Origin of the sequence: Arthrobacter glacialis (assembly GCF_002909415.1) — a bacterium.
Lineage (GTDB): Bacteria > Actinomycetota > Actinomycetes > Actinomycetales > Micrococcaceae > Specibacter > Specibacter glacialis.
On the sequence record NZ_PPXB01000003.1, the window covers coordinates 163,232 to 182,319 of the forward strand.

The 19,088-nt window shown below is 63.8% G+C and carries 15 protein-coding genes; 4 read left to right on the forward strand and 11 right to left on the reverse strand.

The genetic code is table 11. From position 1 onward, the window contains the following. Positions 1 to 36: 36 nt before the first annotated feature. The 3 genes from CVS28_RS04405 to CVS28_RS04415 all read right to left on the reverse strand — a co-directional run bounded on the left by CVS28_RS04405 (position 37) and on the right by CVS28_RS04415 (position 3,999). Positions 37 to 1,005: an asparaginase gene (locus CVS28_RS04405; RefSeq protein ID WP_103480779.1), complete on the reverse strand. Its 969-nt coding sequence runs from the start codon at positions 1,003 to 1,005 to the stop codon at positions 37 to 39. Beyond that, positions 1,002 to 1,709: a FadR/GntR family transcriptional regulator gene (locus CVS28_RS04410; RefSeq protein ID WP_103480780.1), complete on the reverse strand. Its 708-nt coding sequence runs from the start codon at positions 1,707 to 1,709 to the stop codon at positions 1,002 to 1,004. The genes CVS28_RS04405 and CVS28_RS04410 overlap by 4 nt, the downstream gene beginning before the upstream one ends. A gap of 265 nt (positions 1,710 to 1,974) precedes the next feature. Further along, complete coding sequence (locus CVS28_RS04415) at positions 1,975 to 3,999, reverse strand: DUF5107 domain-containing protein (RefSeq protein WP_243399689.1); 2,025 nt, start codon at positions 3,997 to 3,999, stop codon at positions 1,975 to 1,977. A 228-nt stretch (positions 4,000 to 4,227) separates the two neighbouring features. Between CVS28_RS04415 and CVS28_RS04420 the strand changes: the two genes are divergently transcribed. Next, positions 4,228 to 5,367: an alanine racemase gene (locus CVS28_RS04420; RefSeq protein WP_243399690.1), complete on the forward strand. Its 1,140-nt coding sequence runs from the start codon at positions 4,228 to 4,230 to the stop codon at positions 5,365 to 5,367. Positions 5,368 to 5,378: 11 nt separating this feature from the next. Here the strand turns inward: CVS28_RS04420 and CVS28_RS04425 are convergent, their stop codons facing one another. Together CVS28_RS04425 and CVS28_RS04430 are read right to left on the reverse strand one after the other, a co-directional pair. Further along, complete coding sequence (locus CVS28_RS04425; protein ID WP_103480782.1) at positions 5,379 to 6,311, reverse strand: TIGR01777 family oxidoreductase; 933 nt, start codon at positions 6,309 to 6,311, stop codon at positions 5,379 to 5,381. Further along, positions 6,308 to 6,958 (reverse strand): TetR/AcrR family transcriptional regulator, encoded by a 651-nt coding sequence (locus CVS28_RS04430; protein WP_103480783.1) that lies wholly within the window; start codon positions 6,956 to 6,958, stop codon positions 6,308 to 6,310. The genes CVS28_RS04425 and CVS28_RS04430 overlap by 4 nt, the downstream gene beginning before the upstream one ends. A gap of 132 nt (positions 6,959 to 7,090) precedes the next feature. Between CVS28_RS04430 and CVS28_RS04435 the strand changes: the two genes are divergently transcribed. Together CVS28_RS04435 and CVS28_RS04440 are read left to right on the forward strand one after the other, a co-directional pair. Beyond that, complete coding sequence (locus CVS28_RS04435) at positions 7,091 to 7,807, forward strand: class I SAM-dependent methyltransferase (RefSeq protein WP_103480784.1); 717 nt, start codon at positions 7,091 to 7,093, stop codon at positions 7,805 to 7,807. A 95-nt stretch (positions 7,808 to 7,902) separates the two neighbouring features. After that, positions 7,903 to 8,745, forward strand: coding sequence for an alpha/beta fold hydrolase (locus CVS28_RS04440; RefSeq protein ID WP_103466133.1), 843 nt, complete (start codon positions 7,903 to 7,905; stop codon positions 8,743 to 8,745). A gap of 52 nt (positions 8,746 to 8,797) precedes the next feature. Here CVS28_RS04440 and CVS28_RS04445 read toward each other — a convergent pair whose 3' ends face one another. The 3 genes from CVS28_RS04445 to speB form a co-directional block, all read right to left on the reverse strand. Next, a complete protein-coding gene (locus CVS28_RS04445) occupies positions 8,798 to 9,439 on the reverse strand; it encodes a CG0192-related protein (RefSeq protein ID WP_103480785.1) in 642 nt (213 codons plus the stop codon). A gap of 123 nt (positions 9,440 to 9,562) precedes the next feature. After that, entirely contained in the window at positions 9,563 to 11,257 is a 1,695-nt protein-coding gene (locus tag CVS28_RS04450) for a thiamine pyrophosphate-binding protein (protein ID WP_103480786.1), read from the reverse strand. Beyond that, positions 11,254 to 12,390, reverse strand: coding sequence for an agmatinase (gene speB, locus CVS28_RS04455; RefSeq protein WP_103466200.1), 1,137 nt, complete (start codon positions 12,388 to 12,390; stop codon positions 11,254 to 11,256). Before speB ends, CVS28_RS04450 begins: the two co-directional genes overlap by 4 nt. A 278-nt stretch (positions 12,391 to 12,668) precedes the next feature. Here speB and CVS28_RS04460 point away from each other — a divergent pair, with 278 nt between their 5' ends. Continuing rightward, positions 12,669 to 14,648 (forward strand): APC family permease, encoded by a 1,980-nt coding sequence (locus tag CVS28_RS04460; protein WP_103480787.1) that lies wholly within the window; start codon positions 12,669 to 12,671, stop codon positions 14,646 to 14,648. 123 nt (positions 14,649 to 14,771) lie between these two features. Here CVS28_RS04460 and CVS28_RS04465 read toward each other — a convergent pair whose 3' ends face one another. Genes CVS28_RS04465 through CVS28_RS04475 form a run of 3 tightly spaced genes read right to left on the reverse strand, consistent with a single transcriptional unit; the run spans position 14,772 to position 19,044 of the window. Next, positions 14,772 to 15,791 (reverse strand): DUF2804 domain-containing protein, encoded by a 1,020-nt coding sequence (locus CVS28_RS04465; protein ID WP_207797158.1) that lies wholly within the window; start codon positions 15,789 to 15,791, stop codon positions 14,772 to 14,774. Continuing rightward, positions 15,788 to 17,662, reverse strand: a complete 1,875-nt coding sequence (locus CVS28_RS04470) for a glycoside hydrolase family 2 protein (protein WP_103480788.1) — start codon at positions 17,660 to 17,662, stop codon at positions 15,788 to 15,790. Before CVS28_RS04470 ends, CVS28_RS04465 begins: the two co-directional genes overlap by 4 nt. Continuing rightward, on the reverse strand, positions 17,659 to 19,044 hold the full coding sequence (locus tag CVS28_RS04475; protein WP_243399691.1) for an MFS transporter: 1,386 nt from the start codon (positions 19,042 to 19,044) through the stop codon (positions 17,659 to 17,661). Before CVS28_RS04475 ends, CVS28_RS04470 begins: the two co-directional genes overlap by 4 nt. Positions 19,045 to 19,088 lie beyond the last annotated feature (44 nt).

Below are 19,088 nucleotides of genomic sequence, written 5' to 3' on the forward strand. Positions count from 1 at the left end.
TTTGGTGGTGAGTCTTTGGGGGTCTGTCTTTGGTGGTCAGCTACCGAAGGGCAGTCCCCGCAAGTCACCTACGGGATGGCCGCCGCCGTACACGGGCAGCTCGTTGAAGGGTGCCAACAGGTTTGGCTCAACGCCCAGTGCCAGCAGGGCCGGAACGGCCGCCGGCATCCGGGCGCGGTCGCCGCCGTCGGAAATCTTCAGGGCCAACGCGCTGCCGTCAGCCAGGGCGATGACCTGGATGCCCTCGAAGCCGTCCTTGGCCAGCAGCCCGGGGACTGCTTCCATCAAGGCGGTGACGTCCCGACCGCGGCCGGCCACCATCTCCGGATGACTGCGCATGGCGTCGGCAACCTGGCGTTCGGGCGTGCCTGGGGCCGCCGTCACCAGGCGGGCGAAGGCGCGGGCCATGCCGGTCAGGGTCAGGCCAAACACCTCGGTCCCGCAGCCATCGGTGCTGATGGCCGTAATCGTTTCGCCGGTCAGCTCCGCCACGACCTCGCGGATCAGGACGGTCAGCGGGTGCTCCGGGTGCAGGTAGGTCTCTAAGGGCCAACCATTTTTGACGCAGGTGGCCAGCAGGGCAGCGTGCTTGCCGGAACAGTTCTGGGCCAGCTGTGTGGGTCCGTTGCCGGCACGCAGCCAGTGCTCGCGTTCGGCTGGGCCGTAGGGAATGTCTGTGGAATTGCGCAGGTCCTGCACAACAAGACCGGCATTGGCCAGGATCGCGGCCGCCGTTTCCTGGTGCTTTTCTGCGCCGGAGTGGCTTGCCGCGGCCAGGGCCAGCTGCTCGGTGGACAGCTCCAGGCCGGCCCGCAGCATGGCCACGGCGATCAACGGCTTCAGGGCCGATCGGGGGTACATGCGGGCGCCGGGCTCTCCGCGCGAGAGGAGGCTCCCGCCGTCGTTCTTCAGGGCAATGAGCGAACCAAAGTGGACGCTTTCAACGAGGTCGCCACGGGTCTGCACGGCGAGCGGTGCGTGGGCGGGAAATGGGTTGGTGCTCAAGATTGTTCTGCTCCCATGATGGTGCTCAGTGCGGCGTCGACGGCGGTGAGGTGGATGGCCATGGCGCGGCCGGCGTCCGCGGAATTGCCGTGGGCGATGGCGTCCAGGATGAGGATGTGTTCGGCATCCGAGGTGCTCTTGCGCCCGGTGATCAAGTTGATGGTCTCGGATTGCTTGGCCATGGCGTCCCGGATGTCGTTGATGACACGCTCAAAAACGCCATTTCCGCTGGCCTTGGCAATGGCGGCGTGGAAACTGGCGTCGAGGCTGACCCAAATTTCGGGGTCGTCCTCCTCCGCCATGAGGGCCAGGATGCCGCGCATCTCCTCGAGCTGCTCGACGGTGCGGCGGGTCGCGGCAAATTCGGCGGCCGGCACTTCGATGTGGGGGCGGGCCTCCATGAGGCTGCGCGCGGAGAATTTGCCCAGGATCAGGTCGCTTGAGGCGCTGTTGGCAATGACAAAGGTGCCTTTGCCGGTGAGCGTTTCGGTCAGGCCCAGGGCGGTGCAGGATCGCAGCGCCTCCCGGATCACGGAGCGACTCACGCCGTACTGCTGGGCCAGGGCGGTTTCGCTGCTGAGCTTGGTGCCGAGCTGCAGGGCGCCGTCCTCAATGGCAGTGCGGATGGCTTTGAATACGGCCTCGGCGGCACTGACCCGGACAATCGGTCCCTGTCCTGCTGTCCAGCTGTCTGACAAGTTCATAAAGGAGACTATGACACGGCTCACAGGGCGGTGTCAATCCGCGGCCCGCTCCCCTCCCTTCAGACGCTCCTTCACATCCTGGGCGTTTTTTCCCAACGCTCCCTCACATCCGGGGCACTTTCTGTAGACGCTCGCTCGGTGAATGAAGGAGCGTTCCCGGAAACAGCCCCGGATGTGAAGGAGGGTCCCCGGAAACAGCCCCGGATGTGAAGGAGCGTCCCCGGAAACAGCCCCGTATGTGAAGGAGCGTCGGTAGTTGGAAGGGCTACTGCATGCTGAACTGGTACTCCGCCGGGACGTCCTCGCCGGGGCACACTTCACGCCACAGCTCCGTCAGAGAATTCACGCCTTCGCGCAGGTCGGGGACCTCAATGCCAGCCTTCAGTATTTCTGCGGCTGCGGCGCTGTCACCCGTGCGCGCAAGGGCCAGGGCCTGCAGGAACTTGACCCGGCCCAGCTCTGCCAAGGACTGCGGCGCCCGGCTCACCAACTCCAGCGCCAACTCCGCGTTGCCGCTGTCCACCGCCATGGTCATGGCCTCCACGAGAAGCCAGCGGTTGTCCACTTCCAGAGCACATGCGGTGCTGAACTGGGCCAGGCCGCCGGTGATGTCGCCCGCCGCCAACAAGGCCAATGCCAAGCCACGCAATGCCAGAACCCGGCTCCGCGGACTGAGCGGAACTGCTGCAGTTGGGGATCCGGCCAGAACCGTGCGGTACAGGTCTGCAACAACCGCCAGATCGCCGGCGCTGCTCGAAGCCCGCGCATGGACCATGACGGCATGGTGGAAGGCTGCCTCGGCGCTGGCGTTGCGGCTGGCGGTGAGCAGGTCCTCCCAGTCAAGGCCCCGCACAAAGGAGCCGGCACCACCAAAGGGCTGGCTGCCAGCTTTTACGGCGGCGGGTTCGAAGGGCTTTTCCACGATGCCTTCATTGCTCTTGAGCAGTTCCAGCCACGGTTGCTGATCGGCGGTGAGGGTTTCAGGCGCAAACGGGGTTCCTGTTCCATCCAACCAATCCATGGTGGCGTGACGGCGGCGCAGCACCTCCAAGGCGCCCCAGCCGCTGCCGGCCACCACCATTTCCGTCGGCGCCAGATCAGCCCAGCGACCGGCGTCGGACAAGGCCTCCGCAATGGCCGCTTCCGAAACCAAGTCCTCGACGCGCTGCGCGCCGTGGGCCACGGCATCGTCCCAAGGACCGGCTGCGAGCGCAGGGTCAAGGGCGGCATTGCCGTACGCTTCAACCCACTGCCAGCTTGCGCCGGCGGGCATGGGCACGTGCTCAAACTGGGTCTGGGCCAGCCCTGCTTGGATCTCCGCGTAGTGGCGCGGCTCCCCCGAGACGGTGGGGGTGAGCCATTCCTGCCAGCGGTGCCCGCCCACAGTTTCACCCCAAACGAACAGCTTCCGGCCGCGCAATTGTGCCGAGGAAACCAACGCCAGCCCGTCCCCGGAACCGTCGGCGGCCACCTCCCAGCGGCGCTCCTGGGGAGCGATGTCGAAGAAGAAATCGGCGGCCTGGGCGTTGTTGATGGGCCACGTGGCATCCGCGCCATGGAAATGGGTGGCATCAACTCGGGTCATGGAGCCGTCGTAGTCGGTGGCGTAGGATTCCCTCGCCGGGGCAATCACGCGCGTGGCAGGTGTCTGCGGGACGGCGGCGTTGGACCACCAGTACATGGGCACGGTCTTGTCATTCGGGTTCTGGATGCGCACGGCCACGAACACCACGGGCGAGTTCTCCGGCAGCCATGCGTCAATCTGGAAAACTACCTCGCGGAGCCTGTCAAACTCCCACATGCGCAGGACTTCCTGCCCCTCTGGAGTCCGCACAATGGCTGAATGCAGGGGCGAACTGGAGGTGGGTGAGTGCCCACGCGTGCCAATGTTGTATTCGATCCCACCGGCAAACCACGCATTGCGCAGGGCCAGATTGCCGAACATGATGCGGTCCTGGGTGTGCAGCAATTCCTTGCCCGTTGCCTTGTCGGTGAGTTCCCAGAGCCGCCCGCCCAGCTGCGGCAGGAACAGTGCCCTGACATGCTCATTTTCCAGCACGACGGCGGTCAGTTCCGTGGGGCTGACCTCCCGGGAGTAGCTCTCCTGCATGGGATAGGGATAAATGTTTTTCACCTTCCCCCAACCCACTCCCGCGGCAACTTCCGCCGGAATGCCCTCACCCACCGTGTACGGCGGTTCCAGCAATGGTTGAACGGACGGCATGGGCGAATCCTGACCCAGTTCGGCCAGTTCAATCATGCGGGTGGTGAGCCTCAGGGTGGAAGTCATGCGGGGTTCCTGTTCCGGGAGGGGTGAGGTGGCAGGCGCATTGGTTCTGCGGTCCACTAGTGGATGATCAGGAGCCTACCGGCAACAGCGGCTTTGTGGGTGCTGCTACTTCCCAACAAGCACTTTGCGTCAATAGCCATGCCTTCCAGCCAAAATGTCCGGGTACGCAACGCCGATAGAATTGCCAGCAAGCCCCAAAAGCAATGAAGCATCGAAATGGAGAACCTGGTGAACGAATCCGCCTACCCTCAACTGCGCCTGAACGTCTCCGCGCTTGAGCGCAATATCAGCATCATGGCCGCCTGGTGCCGGGAGAGAAATGTGGTCTTGGCTCCGCACGTGAAAACCACCATGTCGGCACCCATCATTGAGCGACAAATTGCCGCCGGAGCCGTGGGGGTGACGGTGGCAACTGTGGACCAGGTGCACACCGTGCTCGAGTGGGGACACCGGAACGTCTTCGTCGCCAACCAGGTGGTGGACAGCTATGGCTTGGGCCGGATTCGAGCGTGGCTCGAGGCTGATCCGGCTCAGATCATACGCATTTTCGCCGACTCCAAGGCAGCCGTGGCCGTGGCAGCGTCGGTTTTTGACGGCAGTGCCCGGCCCCTGGAGATGTTGATTGATGTGGGCACTCTGGCCGGGCGGACGGGCGTGCGCTCCATCGCCGAGGCGCGCGAGGTGGCCGCGGCCATCACGGCAGCGCCCGGACTGCGGCTGGTGGGTGTTGCCGGATATGAAGGCGTGGTGCCGAATTCGCGCGACGCCATCAACCTGGACGCCGTTGACCATCACTGCCAACTGGTGCATGACATCTACGTTGACATGGCCGGGCTGTTTGAAACGTCGACACCGATCTTCTCCATGGGCGGTTCGGCTTTTCCGGACCGCGTGATCGAATTCCTGCCCTCGTCCTCCGAGGTTCCCGGCACCGTCAATGTGCTGCGTTCCGGCTGCTACGCCACGCATGACCACGGCACCTACGCGGGCGTCAATCCCCTCCCCGGCCTCACCGCGGCGCTGACCGTCCGCGCCCTGGTTCTCTCGGCGCCCGAGGATGGCTTGGTGGTTGCGGGTGCCGGCAAGCGTGATCTGCCGTACGACGCCGGCCTGCCGCCTTTTCTAGCCGCCTACACCGCCGCCGGGGTTGAGAAGCCTGACGCCACGGCCACGGTGCACAAGCTGTTCGACCACCACGCCGTGCTGCTGGGCGCCGAGGGCCTGGCCGTGACGGACATTGTGGAACTGGGCATCTCGCATCCGTGTTCCGCGTTCGACCGCTGGCCGGAGTACCTCGTCACGGATGGCTCGGGTGCGGTAGTTGATCTCTGGCGCACCGATTTTCACCGGGAATCCCTCGGCGGGTAGCTTGCCGGGCCCTAAGCGTGGCGCCGGGCCGACGCCCTAGGGACGCTGGTCCCCGCTGCGTTGCGTCCCGAGATGTCCGCGAGTGCGCGGGCTAGGTCCGGGTACTGCCAGATGAATCCGGCGTCCTGCAGTTTGCCGGAAGAGACCCAGCGACTTTTGAGCACCAGCTCTGTTTCGGTGCGAATAACCACTGCCCCGATCTTGAGCAGCCAGGCGGGTGTGGGCAGCCCGAAAGGCACCCGATTTGCCGCACGCACGGCCGCCATCAGCTCCTTATTGGTAACCACTTCGGGGGCGGCGATGTTGACCGGACCGGTGATCTGGCGGTGTTCGTGGAGGAACACGACTGCCCGGAACAAATCCTCGACGTGAATCCAGCTGTATTTCTGCTGGCCATCGCCCATGCGCCCACCCAGACCGAGGCGGGCCAGGTTGTTGAAGGGCCGCATGACACCGCCGCCCGGGCCCATGGCGATGGTGATGCGCAAGGGAATCTTGCGGGTCTGTGGCGTGTCCGCCGCGGCGAACGTCTCTTCCCAGCCCCGCGCCACGTCAACGGAAAAGCCTGAGCCGAGTTCGCCGTCGTCCTCGTTTTGCGCACGGTCCCGGGCATCCCGGTAGATGGTCCCGGTGCTGGCGTTGAACCAGTCCCGCGGCGGGCGGTTGCAGGCGGCGACGGCGCGGCCCAGTTCGGCGGTGGTCTCCATGCGCGAGCGGATGATTTCAGCGGTGTTGGCCGGGGTGTAGCGGCAGGAGACTGACTTGCCGGCCAGATTGATCAGCAGATCGGCGCCCTCCAGCAGGCCCGTGATGGCGGAGGTGTCACCCCAGACGGCGTCGCCTGAACGGCCGACGGTGCGGACCCGCCATCCGGCCCCGGCAAGGCGGCTGCGAAAGTGTGTGCCGATGAATCCGGAGGCTCCGGCGATGACTACAGTCTTCACAGCTGCACCTTCGCCTTGAGCGCCAGGGCTTCCTCCACCAGCGGTTTCACCACGGGCAGCCTCGAAAAGGACACCAATTTCGCCACCAGTGGTGCCGCCCCATCTATCAGGGTGCGGGTGCGGCGCTGATTCGCGGAGGTGTCGTAAACCCAGAACAGGACCACGCCCATGTAGGCCAGCCACAGCAGTTCGGGCAGCTGCGGGCGCAGAAAATGTGGCACCTTGGTGCCGTCAATGACGTCGTCGAACAGTCCCACGGCGTTCTCCCGGGCTTCCCTGGACGCCTCTCCGAAGGGGCTCAACGCAGACCGCGGAGGCAGGGCGCTGGAGATGAACGCGCCGCCGAAGTCGTGGTACGGAGTCAGCGCGTCCACACCTGCGTGCAGGGCGGCCTTGAGCCTGTCAGCCAAACCATTGACACCGTCCATGGCCACGGCCGCAGCAGCACGCTGTTCGGCCACGGACTCCCGGTACAACTCCAACACCAACTCATCCTTGGACGCGAAGTAGTAGTAGGCGCTGCCCAGGGAAACACCTGCCTCGGCGGCAATGGCCCGCATGGTGGTCTTGGCAAAGCCCTTGGTGCGAAACATGCCCAGGGCGGTATCCAAGACCCGTGCCTTGGTTTGCGCGCTCTTGCCATCCATATCCAGATCCCCTTTTTGAACGTGTTCAATTATGAGTAAAGCACTCTTTTTGAACATGTTCAAGAATGGTCTTCGGGGACGCGCCTTTTACCGGCGCAACTCACGGCCCGCGGCTGTGCAAGAATTTGCAGCATGTCAGCATCATGGATCGACGCTTTGATCATGCCAGGACGCCAGTTGCGCCAGCTCGACGGCGGGCTCCTGACAGCGCTTGAGCCGGACGACCGCGGGTCCGCCTATGACGGGCGGGCGGCGATGTACGACCGCGTCATCGGCTCCCGCCTCTACAATCGCCTGGTGTGGGGATCATCGCCAGCCACCTACGCCGATTTTGCGGCCACGGCTGTCAACAGAGGTCACGGACCGATGCTTGATGTTGGTTGCGGCAGCGCAGTCTTTACGGCAGCCGCCTACAGCAGCACCGACCGTCCCCTCATCCTTGTTGACCGGTCGTTGGGGATGCTGGCCCGCGCCGCAGAGCGCCTGGATGCGCGCGGCATCCACAGCGGGCGGGTCGCTTACATTCAAGCTGATTTGTTCGATCTGCCGTTCCGCCCGCAGGCATTCTCAACGGTGGCCAGCTTTGGCATGTTGCATCTTTTCGAGGACCTCGCAGGCACCATGAGCGCCCTGAAATCACAAGTGTCCCCGGGAGGCTCACTTCATGCCACCTCGCTGGTCGGCGAGTCCCCCATTGGACGCCGAGCCCTTGCCCTGCTGCACCGGTCCGGCGAGGTTGCAGCCCCACGAACCGAGGGCGAGCTGGCCGCGGCTGCACGCGACGTGCTGGGTCCGACGTCGTCCATCAGCAGGGAAGGGTCCATGGCATTCATGAGTTGGCATGCCTGAGCACGTCACCAGAAACCCGCGTCCCTTGCGCCTGCGGGCCAGCCGCGTTAGGTTCGAAAAGGACACCAGATCTGCCCCAACCGGAAGGAAACCCCATGGCTTACATCACCGTTGGAACCGAAAACAGCACCTCGATTGAGCTCTACTACGAGGACCAGGGGTCCGGCCAGCCGGTGGTGCTAATTCACGGCTACCCCCTCGACGGACGCAGCTGGGAGCGCACCACACGCGAACTGCTCGACGCCGGCTACCGGGTTATCACCTACGACCGCCGCGGGTTCGGCCAATCAAGCAAGGTTGCCGCGGGCTACGACTACGAAACTTTTGCAGCAGATTTGAACACGATCCTGGAGACGCTCGACCTGCAGAACACCATTTTGGTGGGCTTCTCCATGGGTACCGGGGAGCTGGCGCGCTACGTGGCCACCTTCGGCCACGCCCGCATTGCGAAACTGGCTTTTCTGGCCTCACTGGAGCCATTTTTGGTGGCACGCGAGGACAACCCCGAGGGCGTCCCGCAGGAAGTATTCGACGGCATTGTCAGCAAGGCCAAGGAGGACCGCTTTGCGTGGTTCACTGGATTCTTCAACGATTTCTACAACCTTGGTGACAACTTGGGCACCAAGATCAGCCAAGAGGCCGTGACAGCCAGCTGGAACGTTGCCGTCTCAAGTGCACCCGTGGCCGCCTACGCCGTGGTTCCAGCGTGGATAGAGGATTTCCGCGGCGATGTGAAGGCCGTCCGTGCCAGCGGCTTGCCGGCATTGATCCTGCATGGCACGGCGGACAACATCCTGCCCATCGATGCCACGGCCCGCCGCTTCCGCACGGCATTGCCGGGGGCTGACTATGTGGAAATCGAGGGCGCTCCCCACGGATTGCTGTGGACCCATGCCCAGGAAGTGAACGCGGCGCTGCTGGCCTTCCTGCAAAAGTAGGCGGGCAGTTCGACGCGACGCCGCTGCTGCCGACGCCGCTGCTGCCGTGGCGTCAGGACGGGGCCGGAACGTCCCCCACAGAGGCCATCAGCACCTGCTGTTCCCCACCGGCCCAACTGACGGCAAGTACGGGCCCGGGGCCGGCCGTTGCGGCGGTGTCCAACACCCTGTTGAGCGCCAGAGTCATCGGCCCCACGGGGATGGACGTGACACCGCCCGCTGTGAGAGGCGTGCCCAGGTCCAACGCCGGCAGTTCGACGTCGGATGCTCCCGTGCTGCTGATCTGCGCTGTTTCGGGCAGGGTTTCCATTTTCCCGTCCGCTTCCCGGAATTGGGCGGCCTGCGGTTTGCCGATCAGCAGTGCCGCGGCGAGCTCGGCCACGTACACCGGATCGCCCGTGGCGTCATAGACCCAGCGGCGACCCAGGACCGAATGCTCCATGGTGCCTATCAGGAACGCCTCGGCACCAGCCAGCGGCGCTCCGCGGTAGGTCAGCGGTGCTTGGTAGACCTGATTGCCGGCACCCACCAGCTGGGTCTCAATGCCCACTTCACCTGCGGGGTCGTCGAAGCGGAAGGACCCCAGCCGCACCAACGGTGAGTCACCGCCGTCGAACCAGTCCTGCAGCGGCAGCCAGTCGGCCAGGAGTTCCATTTTGCTGGGCCGCAATTCGGCCGCGTATACGATCGCCATGGCCTCAGTCTATTGCGGCACCCGCCCGGTCCCGCCTGCCGAACGGGCAGTAGTTGTTGATGTTTTTGTAAAACATCAACAACTACTGCCCGCTCACGAGGCAAAAAGGGGGGAGGTGAGAGGTTAGAGGTCCAGGTGGGTGGGGCCAAACATCTTCAACAGCACGTCAACCACGACGACGTTGGGACCGTCTGCAGCGAAGCCCGCCTTGAGCGCCTCCCCCACATCCTCGGCCTTCACTCGCTGGGCCGGCACACCAAAGGCCTCCGCCAGTTTCACAAAGTCGGGCCGCGCCAACTCGGTGTGCGTGGCCTTGCCAAAGGTGTCGATCATGTATTCGCGCAGGATGCCGTAGCCGCCGTCGTCCACAATGAGCCAGGTGACGGGGGCATTGTGCTGCTTGGCGGTGGCCAGCTCCGAGATGGAGTACATGGATGAACCGTCGCCGGCAACTGCCAGCACACGGGACGGTTTGCCTTGGCTTTGCAGGCCAAGCGCCCCGCCGATGGCTGCCGGGAAGCCGTAGCCCAATCCGCCGGCGCCCTGGGCGGAGTGGAATTCCCCGTCCTTGGCATCCCAGCAGCTCCAGCCCCAGTAGGCGGAGATGGTCATGTCCCAGAACGTTTGCATGTCGGCCGGGACTGCCGCACGAATGTCGGCCATGAACTTGCGCTCCAGGCCCAGGTCCTGTCCGTCGAGGCGGGCCTGCACCTTCGCCAGCGTGTCCGCCACAACGGCCTGCGGCGTGGCGCCGTGCCAGTCCGCATTTTCAGCAGGGGGTTCGGTCAACGCGGCATCGAGCATTCGCAGGGCCTGGCCCGCGTCGGCCCTGATGCCCAGCGCAGGGCGGTTGGATTCGAGCACCCGGGGTTCGGCATCGATCTGGATGATGCGCCCGCGCGGCTCCATGGTGAAGTAGTTGCTGGAGACCTCACCCAGGGAGGAACCAATGACCACCAGCACGTCGGCGTCCTCGAGAACCTCGGTGACATACCTGTCCTCCACCCATGACTGGAGGGAGAGTTCGTGGTTCCACGGGAACGCGCCGTTGCCGCCGGGCGTGCAGACGACGGGGGCGTTGAGCTTCTCGGCCAGCGACAACAGCGGGGCGTGGGCGCGGCCGCGCCGCACACCGCCGCCAGCCACAATGGCAGGTCGCTTGGCAGCGGAAAGCCACTTCACAGCTTCGCGGACCAGCTCAACGCGGGGCGGGTTGTCGAAAGGCTCAGCCAGGGCATCTTCGACGGCGGGCACAAAGATGGGATCCAGCAGCACGTTTTGCGGCACTTCAAGCCAGACAGGACCCTGCGGGGAGGAAACGGCTTCCGTCCATGCGTCCTGGATGGCTGAGGGAATGCCGGACGCGTGCTGGATGAGGCGCTGGCTTTTGGTCACGTTGGCGGCCGATGCCTTCTGGTCATCCAGCTGGTGCAGCATGCCCTTGCGGCGGGCGCCCAGGCCCTCCAGCGGGATCTGGCTGGCCACAACAATCATGGGCACGCCGGTTGCGTAGGCCTCCTGCAAGCCGGCCAGGGCTGTCAAAGCACCGGGGCCGGTGGAGAGGAACAGCACGCCCACTTCGCCGGTGGCACGGGAGTAGCCGTCGGCGGAGAACGCCGAGTTGTTCTCCACCCGGGAGGAAATAAAGTGCAGCGGGGAACGGCTCAAGGCGTCAAACAAGCCCAGGGCATGCTGGCCGGGTATGCCAAAAACAGTCTTGGCGCCCAAGGCGGCCAGGGTTTCCACCACCAGGTCACCACCATTGCGCTGAACTTCAGCCGGCTCAACCACGGAGGTCTCGCTAACCGGGGCGGTCACTTGTTTCCACCCTCGGTGAGCTGGGCCCCCAGATGCGAGGGGTCCCCGGCCGAGCCTGCGAGGTTGGGGAGCGTCTGGGGAGGGGCAAAGCCGGCCGGCCGGCGTCGTCCTTCAGCATCAAGGGCCTGGGCAGCGTAGCCGTTCGGGGCGCCGAAGCGGTCCCCCGGAACAAAATTGTCAGCCATCAGGGTCACCAGTTCGTAGCCCACGTGACTTGCCGCGATGCCCGTGATTTCGGCGTGGTCGTAGGCCGGGGCCACCTCCACAATGTCAGCACCCACCAGGTTCATGCCGCGGAAGCCGCGAATGATCTCGATGAGTTCGCGGCTGGTGAGGCCGCCAGCCTCGGGGGTGCCGGTGCCGGGGGCATGCGCCGGGTCCAGCACGTCAATGTCAACGGAGATGTACAGCGGGCGGTTGCCGATCCTGTCGCGGATCTTCGCCACGGTTTCCAGCACGCCCTGGTAGTAGACGTCGGCGGCCGTGACAATGCCAAAGCCGAAGCGGTGGTCGTCGTCCAGGTCCTTCTTGCCGTACAGCGGGCCGCGGGTTCCCACGTGGGAGATGGCCTCGGTGTCCAGGATGCCTTCCTCCACAGCGCGGCGGAAGGGGGTGCCGTGCGTGTATTCGGCACCAAAATATGTATCCCAGGTGTCCAGGTGCGCGTCAAAGTGCAGCATGGCAACGGGCTCGCCGGCGCGCTCTGCGGCGGCACGCAGCAGCGGCAAGGCAATGGTGTGGTCGCCACCGATGGTCAGCAGCTTGGCGCCGTCGGCCGTCAGATCCAGCGCATTTTGCTGGATGGTCTCAATAGCCTCATTGATATTGAAGGGATTCACGGCCATGTCGCCGGCGTCGGCCACCTGGCAGTTTTCAAACGGGGAAACGTCCCAGGCCGGGTTGTAGGGACGCAGCAGACGCGATGCCTCACGCACATGGTTGGCGCCGAAGCGGGCACCCGGACGGTAGGAAACGCCGCTGTCGAAGGGAACTCCGACGACGGCCACATCGGCCTTGGAGACCTGATCAAGGCGCGGGAGGCGTGCGTACGTTGCGGCGCCTGCGTAGCGCGGAATCCGGGAGGAGTCGATGGGGCCTAAGTTGCCGTTGGCCTCAGTACGGAGCTCTTTCATGGACATCCTCAATTCATTCTTCACTGGTGTCATTCACGTTTTATGCGCGGAGTAGACGTGGGTCACATCCAAGCAGTTGTTCACCATAGTACAACTGATGTTGCCTAATGGGAACCAAATGTTTTCTCTGGGATACATTTCCCCCGCCTTGGGAGTGACGCACGTCCCAATGCCAGCCGTTCGCGTATAGATTTCGTCAAGACCGGGACCTTTGCTCCCCCGCCGGGGCTAACCTCTATAAGCTGCCAATGAAAGGCGCCTCAACGAAAGGCCCACGCGTGACATCGCTTGCAAAAGCTCCTGCTGAACCCGGGGACAACGGGAAGCCCCATGGCAAGGCTGCCATGCGCCAGTGGCTGCTTGAAGGCATGCCCGAAAGCTCCGGCAAACGCCAAGGGCCCCACGGGCGCCCGGCCGCCGACCACAAGCGGCATTCGTGGTGGCAGGTCATGTGCCTGACGGGTCTGGACTACTTCTCCACCCTTGGTTATCAGCCGGCCATTGCAGCACTGGCTGCCGGCGTGCTGGCACCTTTGGCCACAATTGTGCTGGTGCTGGTTACGCTCCTTGGCGCGCTTCCGGTCTACAAGCGGGTTGCCCGGGAAAGCCCGCACGGCGCCGGCTCCATCGCCATGCTTGAGCGGCTGCTCCCGCGCTGGTGGGGCAAACTGTTTGTGCTGGCGCTACTGGGCTTTGCCGCCACGGATTTCATGATCACCATCACCCTTTCCGCCGCCGACGCCACAGCCCACGTCATTGAAAACCCCTTCGCCCCCGACTTCCTGCAGGGGCACAACGTGGGCATCACCTTATTTTTGATTGCCGGACTCGCAGCCGTGTTCCTGCGCGGATTCAAGGAGGCCATGAGCATCGCCGTGGCGCTCGTGGCAGTGTTCCTCACGCTGAACCTTGTGGTCATCTCGGTGGCCCTGGCCAAGGTCACCCAAAGCCCGCTGCTCACGGCCGACTGGTGGGGCGCCCTGACCACCCAGCACGGCAGCCCGTTCATGGTTATCGCCGTGGCCCTGCTGGTTTTCCCGCGCCTTGCCCTGGGCCTGTCAGGCTTTGAAACAGGCGTCGCCGTCATGCCACAAATCAAGGGCCGCTACAGCGACACTGAGCAGAATCCGGAGGGCCGCATCAAGGGAGCCCACAAGCTGCTCACCACGGCGGCGCTAATCATGAGCACCTTCCTGATCACCTCCTCACTGGCCACCACCATCCTGATTCCGGCAGCCGAATTCCAGCCCGGCGGTGAAGCCAACGGGCGCGCCCTGGCCTTCCTGGCCCACGAACTCCTCGGCGAAGGCTTCGGCACCGTCTACGACATCAGCACCATCGCCATCCTGTGGTTCGCCGGGGCCAGCGCCATGGCCGGACTGCTGAATTTGGTGCCGCGCTACCTGCCGCGCTTTGGCATGGCCCCCGAATGGGCTTCCGCCGTCCGCCCCCTGGTGCTGGTGTTCACCGTCATCGCCGTGGTGATCACCATTCTTTTCAAGGCCGACGTCGATGCCCAGGGAGGTGCCTACGCCACGGGTGTTCTGGTGCTCATCACCTCGGCAGCCATTGCCGTGACCCTGTCCGCCAAGCGCAAGGGCGAGAAGGGGAAAGTGATCGGTTTTGGCGCCGTCTCGCTGGCGTTTGTCTACACCACGGTGGCGAATTCCATTGAGCGCCCCGACGGCCTGAAGATCGCAGCGTTCTTCATCCTGGGTATTGTTGTGGTGAGCCTGCTTTCGCGGATGCGCCGCGCCTTTGAATTGCGTGCCACCTACATTCGCATGGATGAGGCGGCCATGAACTTTGTGGCCGCAGTGGATGAGGGCACCATCCGGATCATTTCCCATGACCCCAAGACCCGCAACGCCGCGGCCTACCGCCGCAAACTCTCCCATGCCGCGCAGGTCAACGACATCGGGGATCCGCGGGAGGTGCTGTTCATGGAGGTCATTGTGGATGACTCTTCAGACTTTGAAACAGCACTCGAGGTTCATGGCATTACCCGGCACGGCTTCAAAATCCTGCAGGTCCACTCCTCCAACGTGCCCAACACCATTGCCGCGGTGCTGCTGCACATCCGTGACGCCACCGGGCTGATCCCGCACATTTACTTCCGCTGGACCGAGGGCAACCCCATCACCAATCTGCTGAAGTTCCTGTTTATTGGCGAGGGCGAAATTGCGCCCGTCACCCGCGAAGTGCTGCGTGAAGCCGAACCGGATCTGACGCAGCGACCCTGGGTGCACGTCGGGTAATCCCCACCCACTTGAACTAACCCGCAGAAAACGCCGAAAATTCACGATTTTGACGTGTTTTTCGGCGTTTTCTGCGGGTTAGTTGGAAATTTGAAGGGATGTGGATTTGGAAGCGGAGGTGCGTCACCAGCGGTTGTGAACGTCCTCCGCCCAGCCCAGGATGCCAGCCACCTTGATGCGGTTCCCGTCGCTGTCGGCGATGTCGCCGTCGTAATGGCCAAAGCACTGGTGGGTGTTGTTGCTCAGCACGCCAAGGTTGATCGCGGAAACCTTGTCGTAGAACGGGGTGAAGACCAGATCCGCACTGGCGCCGTGAATGTGCCACGGCGCCAGCCAATCGGTGGTGCTGTAGTCCCACACCAAACTCTCACTGATCTTGTGCAGGCGTCCGTCAACCAACAGCGCGTTCTCGGTTGCCCCGGTGCCGTCGGTCCACTTGGAGCCCAACTGAAGGCCAATGGTTCGCCCGTCCGTGGTCCCCGAGCCAGCTCCCCAATTCCAGTGCATCGAGTAGGGCCAGCGGCCGCGGCCGTGATCCAGCACAGCCCATGAGTCGCCGGCCGCAAGGTGGTGGCTGCGCCCGTCCACGGAGACGGTGCCGCTGGCAGGCCGGGCCACATCCTTGACGGTGTATTGGAATTGGCGATCGTTCCAGGGCACCACAACGCCCAGTGATTCGTGCCCTTCGGGCTTGGCCGCCATGATGTCCAAGCGGACTCGGGCCGTCGAGGCGCGCAGGCGTGTCCCGCCGGGAACCTCGGCAATGTCGATCGTCAGCTTCCCGGTCTTGGCCCGCGCGGAGCCATCCCCCAACGAGGTAGGCAAGGTGGCGCTGCCGCCGAGAATACCCGTCACGTTCGCGCCAACGGATTCCCCGGTGGCACGGTCCAGCACCCACAGTTCATGCACGGCGGCATAGTCCAGCGAGGACACCGTCAGGGCAATGATGTGCGTTGGCGAGGTGATGGCCCAGTATTCCCAGCGTTTGTTCCGCCCCCACCGTTGCAGCCCGCGGCCAATCCCGGAGGTGTCATGCAGCGGCGTGCGGGTCCAACCCACGGCGGCCGGATTGAGCTTGCCATTGGGTAGGGTCAGGGCGACCCGCGAGGTAATTTCGGTTTCGTTGAGCATGCCCGCTGTCATGACGTTCCTCGCCTTTGTGAGAGTGGTGCCTGTGAGAGTGGTTGATGTGCGTGGGGATTCAGGGTCAATTGCGCCGTCACAGCCTGAACGACCGCGTCGGGCAACTTGGCCACCCGCCTGTCGTAGCTGAGTAAGCCGTTGAGCTCATCCTCCACATCGGTCAGCTGGGTATAGACGACGGCGGCAAGCCCGTCCGCGATGGCTGGCACAATCTCCCGTTCATGAAGCCGGGTGAACGCTTTTCCAAGATCGGCAACGCTGCGGTAGCGCCGGTAACCAAATTCGCGGGCACTGAAATCGTGCCCGGCAATCCGCAGGCTGTACCCGCCATACTCCGAGAGCACCACCGCCCGGGGATCCTTTTTCCAGCGTGCGCGCAGCTTGAAAGGCGTGAAATAAATATGCAGGCTCTTAAGATCCCCACCGCCTTGGTCATGCCATCCGCTGGCGTGGTCAATGGTGCGGCTGGGATCCAGGCGGCGCAGTTCAGCCGTGGCTGCGAGCGCATCGAACTGCCCCCACCCCTCGTTAAAGGGAACCCACACGGCCAGCGAGGCCACATTGCGCAGCAGTTCAACTGTTTGTTGTAGTTCTGTCATGAAATCGGCCCGGCCCTGGACCGATGTCCGGCCAAAACGGGCGTAGTTGTTGTCCTTGAGCCGCAGGGGCAGCACCACAGGTGCCGTAATGATGGGCGCCTTGTAGTTGGTGCCGCCGTTAACCATGTCCTGCCACACCAGCATCCCCAGCCGGTCACAGTGGTGGTACCAGCGCAGCGGCTCAATCTTGATGTGCTTGCGCAGCATGGTGAAACCCAGCCGTTTGGCTGTGGCGATGTCATAAATCATGGCCTCATCGGAGGGTGGCGTCAGGAAACCGTCAGACCAGTAGCCCTGATCCAACAGCCCGGCATGAAAGTATGGTTCACCGTTGAGCAATAGCCGCAGGTGGCCGTTGGCGTCCGGGCCCACGCCAAAGGAGCGCAGACCAAAATAGCTGCTGACATGGTCATCACCCAAAGACACCTGAACGTCATAGAGAAAAGGATCCTCCGGAGACCACCGATGGGCCCGTTCCAAGTGAATTCGTGTGGGCACATTCGCCTCCACCGAGACTTTGGTGAGTTCACCGGCGTCGTCCGCAATCACCACGGTTGCGGTCCCGGCGGCGCCCGTCACGGTAACTTCGACGGCGGACCCGGCAAGGTCCGGGACCAGCGTCAGCTTTTCAACATGGGTTTCGGGGACCGATTCCAGCCACACCGTTTGCCAGATGCCTGACTGGGCTGTGTACCAGATCCCGCCCCGCTTGAGCTTTTGCTTGCCACGGGAATGATGGGAGGTGTCGCTGTCGTCCTGAACGTCGACGGACAGGGTGTGCGGGCCCGCCGAACCCTGGGCGCCGTGCTGCAGCGCTGCGGTGATGTCCAAGGTGAAAGGCAGGAACCCACCGTGGTGTCCCCCCACGTCCTCACCATTAATTCTCACGCTGCAGCGCTGGTCAACGGCCCCAAAGTGCAGCAGCACACGATCTTGCACGAATTCAGCGGGAAGGGTGAAGCTCCGCCAATACTTCAAATTCTCCCCCGGCTGCAGTTGGCGGCTCACACCGGACAGCGGGGTTTCCGGGGAAAAGGGCACCAGAATCTGGCCGTCCGCGCCTTCCCCGGCTCCGGCATTCACGCGGGCTACCTCCTCATGGGGAGAAGCTCCTGGCGTGGAGATGGCATACTGCCACAGCCCGTTGAGGTTGAGATAGCTCGAGCGCACCAGCTGTGGTCGCGGGTATTCCTGCAGGACCGCGTTCGGGTCCAGGGTTTCTCCCCACGGTGTAAAGCGATCCGGACGCGCCGAGCTCAGGCCCCCGCTCATGCCCCAGCCACCGCGGTTGCGCGGCGCAGACGCAGCACGGGAAAGACAGTGAACACGGCGATGACCGCTGCGGCGAGGAAGATCCACGGCGTGGGAACCGATTTCACCACGCCAAGGTCGACATACGTTTCGGCGGCGCCGGCGATGACTGCGGCACCCGCAAAGGGGCCCAGCACCATCGGCACCATGACGGCAAAGATCATGCGCAAGCCCTGGACGTTACCCACCCGCTCCGGCGGCGTGTAGTCGCGCACCAAACCGGAGATGGCCGCCGTCGTCAGCATAAATCCGGCCATCATGACGGTTCCGGCCACCATGACCGGGCCCATGCCGCGGGCAAAGAACATGCCCACGAGTCCGGCCACCAGGATCGCAGTTGCGGGCAGGACCGAGACAAGCTTGCCCACCTTGTCGATCAGGCGTCCGCCGAGGATGCTCAGGACCGCCGCTGAAACGAGGACGACGGCCAGAATGATGGCATAACCGTCGATCCGCAGATACCGCTGGATATAAATGATCAGGTAGGGAAGAAACACTTGGGTGCACGTGCCCACCACGAGCCAGGCGGCAAGTGCCCAGTAGAGACGAGGGTTGGTGCGCATCACCGAGGGGCGCAGGCCGTGGATGACCGAGCGCAAGTAGCTGTCGCCACTGACCACCAGGGTGGACGAATCGCGGAGCATGAACCACGCGAATACACCAATCAGCGCCGTCACGGCTCCGATGATGCCAAAGAATAGTTTCCAGTGCCCATCCTGCGTCAGCCCGTCCAGCAGACCAAAAATGACCAGCATGGACAGCAGCGGCAGGATGGACAAGACGCCTTCCACCTTGCCTCTGTTGGCGGGCGCGGTGGATTCAGTGACCCAGGCGTTGAAGGCGGCATCATTGGCGCCCGATCCAAAGAAAGACATGACCGCGTCTAGGAGCACGATGGCGATGATGGCCAGCACCACGGCGTTGGCGCCGGGCAGGAAGGCGGCCGCTGCGCTGGTCTGGACAAAGCCGAAAGCGGCTGTGCTCAGGCCCCAAAGAATGTAGCCCCCGGCGATGAACGCCCGACGGCGGCCTGCCCTATCCGATGCGGCCCCCACCAAAAACGTTGCCACAGTCGCGACCACTGCGCTGGATGAAACCAGCAAGGCCAAAACAGCAGGGTTGGTGCTGATGGTGTTGTAGACAAACACGTTGAGATACATGTTTTCCACGGTCCACGCGAGCTGCCCGGCGAAGCCCACAATAATCAAGGTCAGCCAGGTGCGGGTCCCAATCAGGGGTTCGCTGGGCGGCACCGGGCCAGGCCGCACTTGGCCGGGCCGCACGGTGACAGGCTGCGCGGCTGCAACTCTCTGTGTGGCCGTCTTGGGCGAGATCTTTGGCAAGGCTGTCCCCTTATGTGAATTGACTCACATAAACATTACCGCCG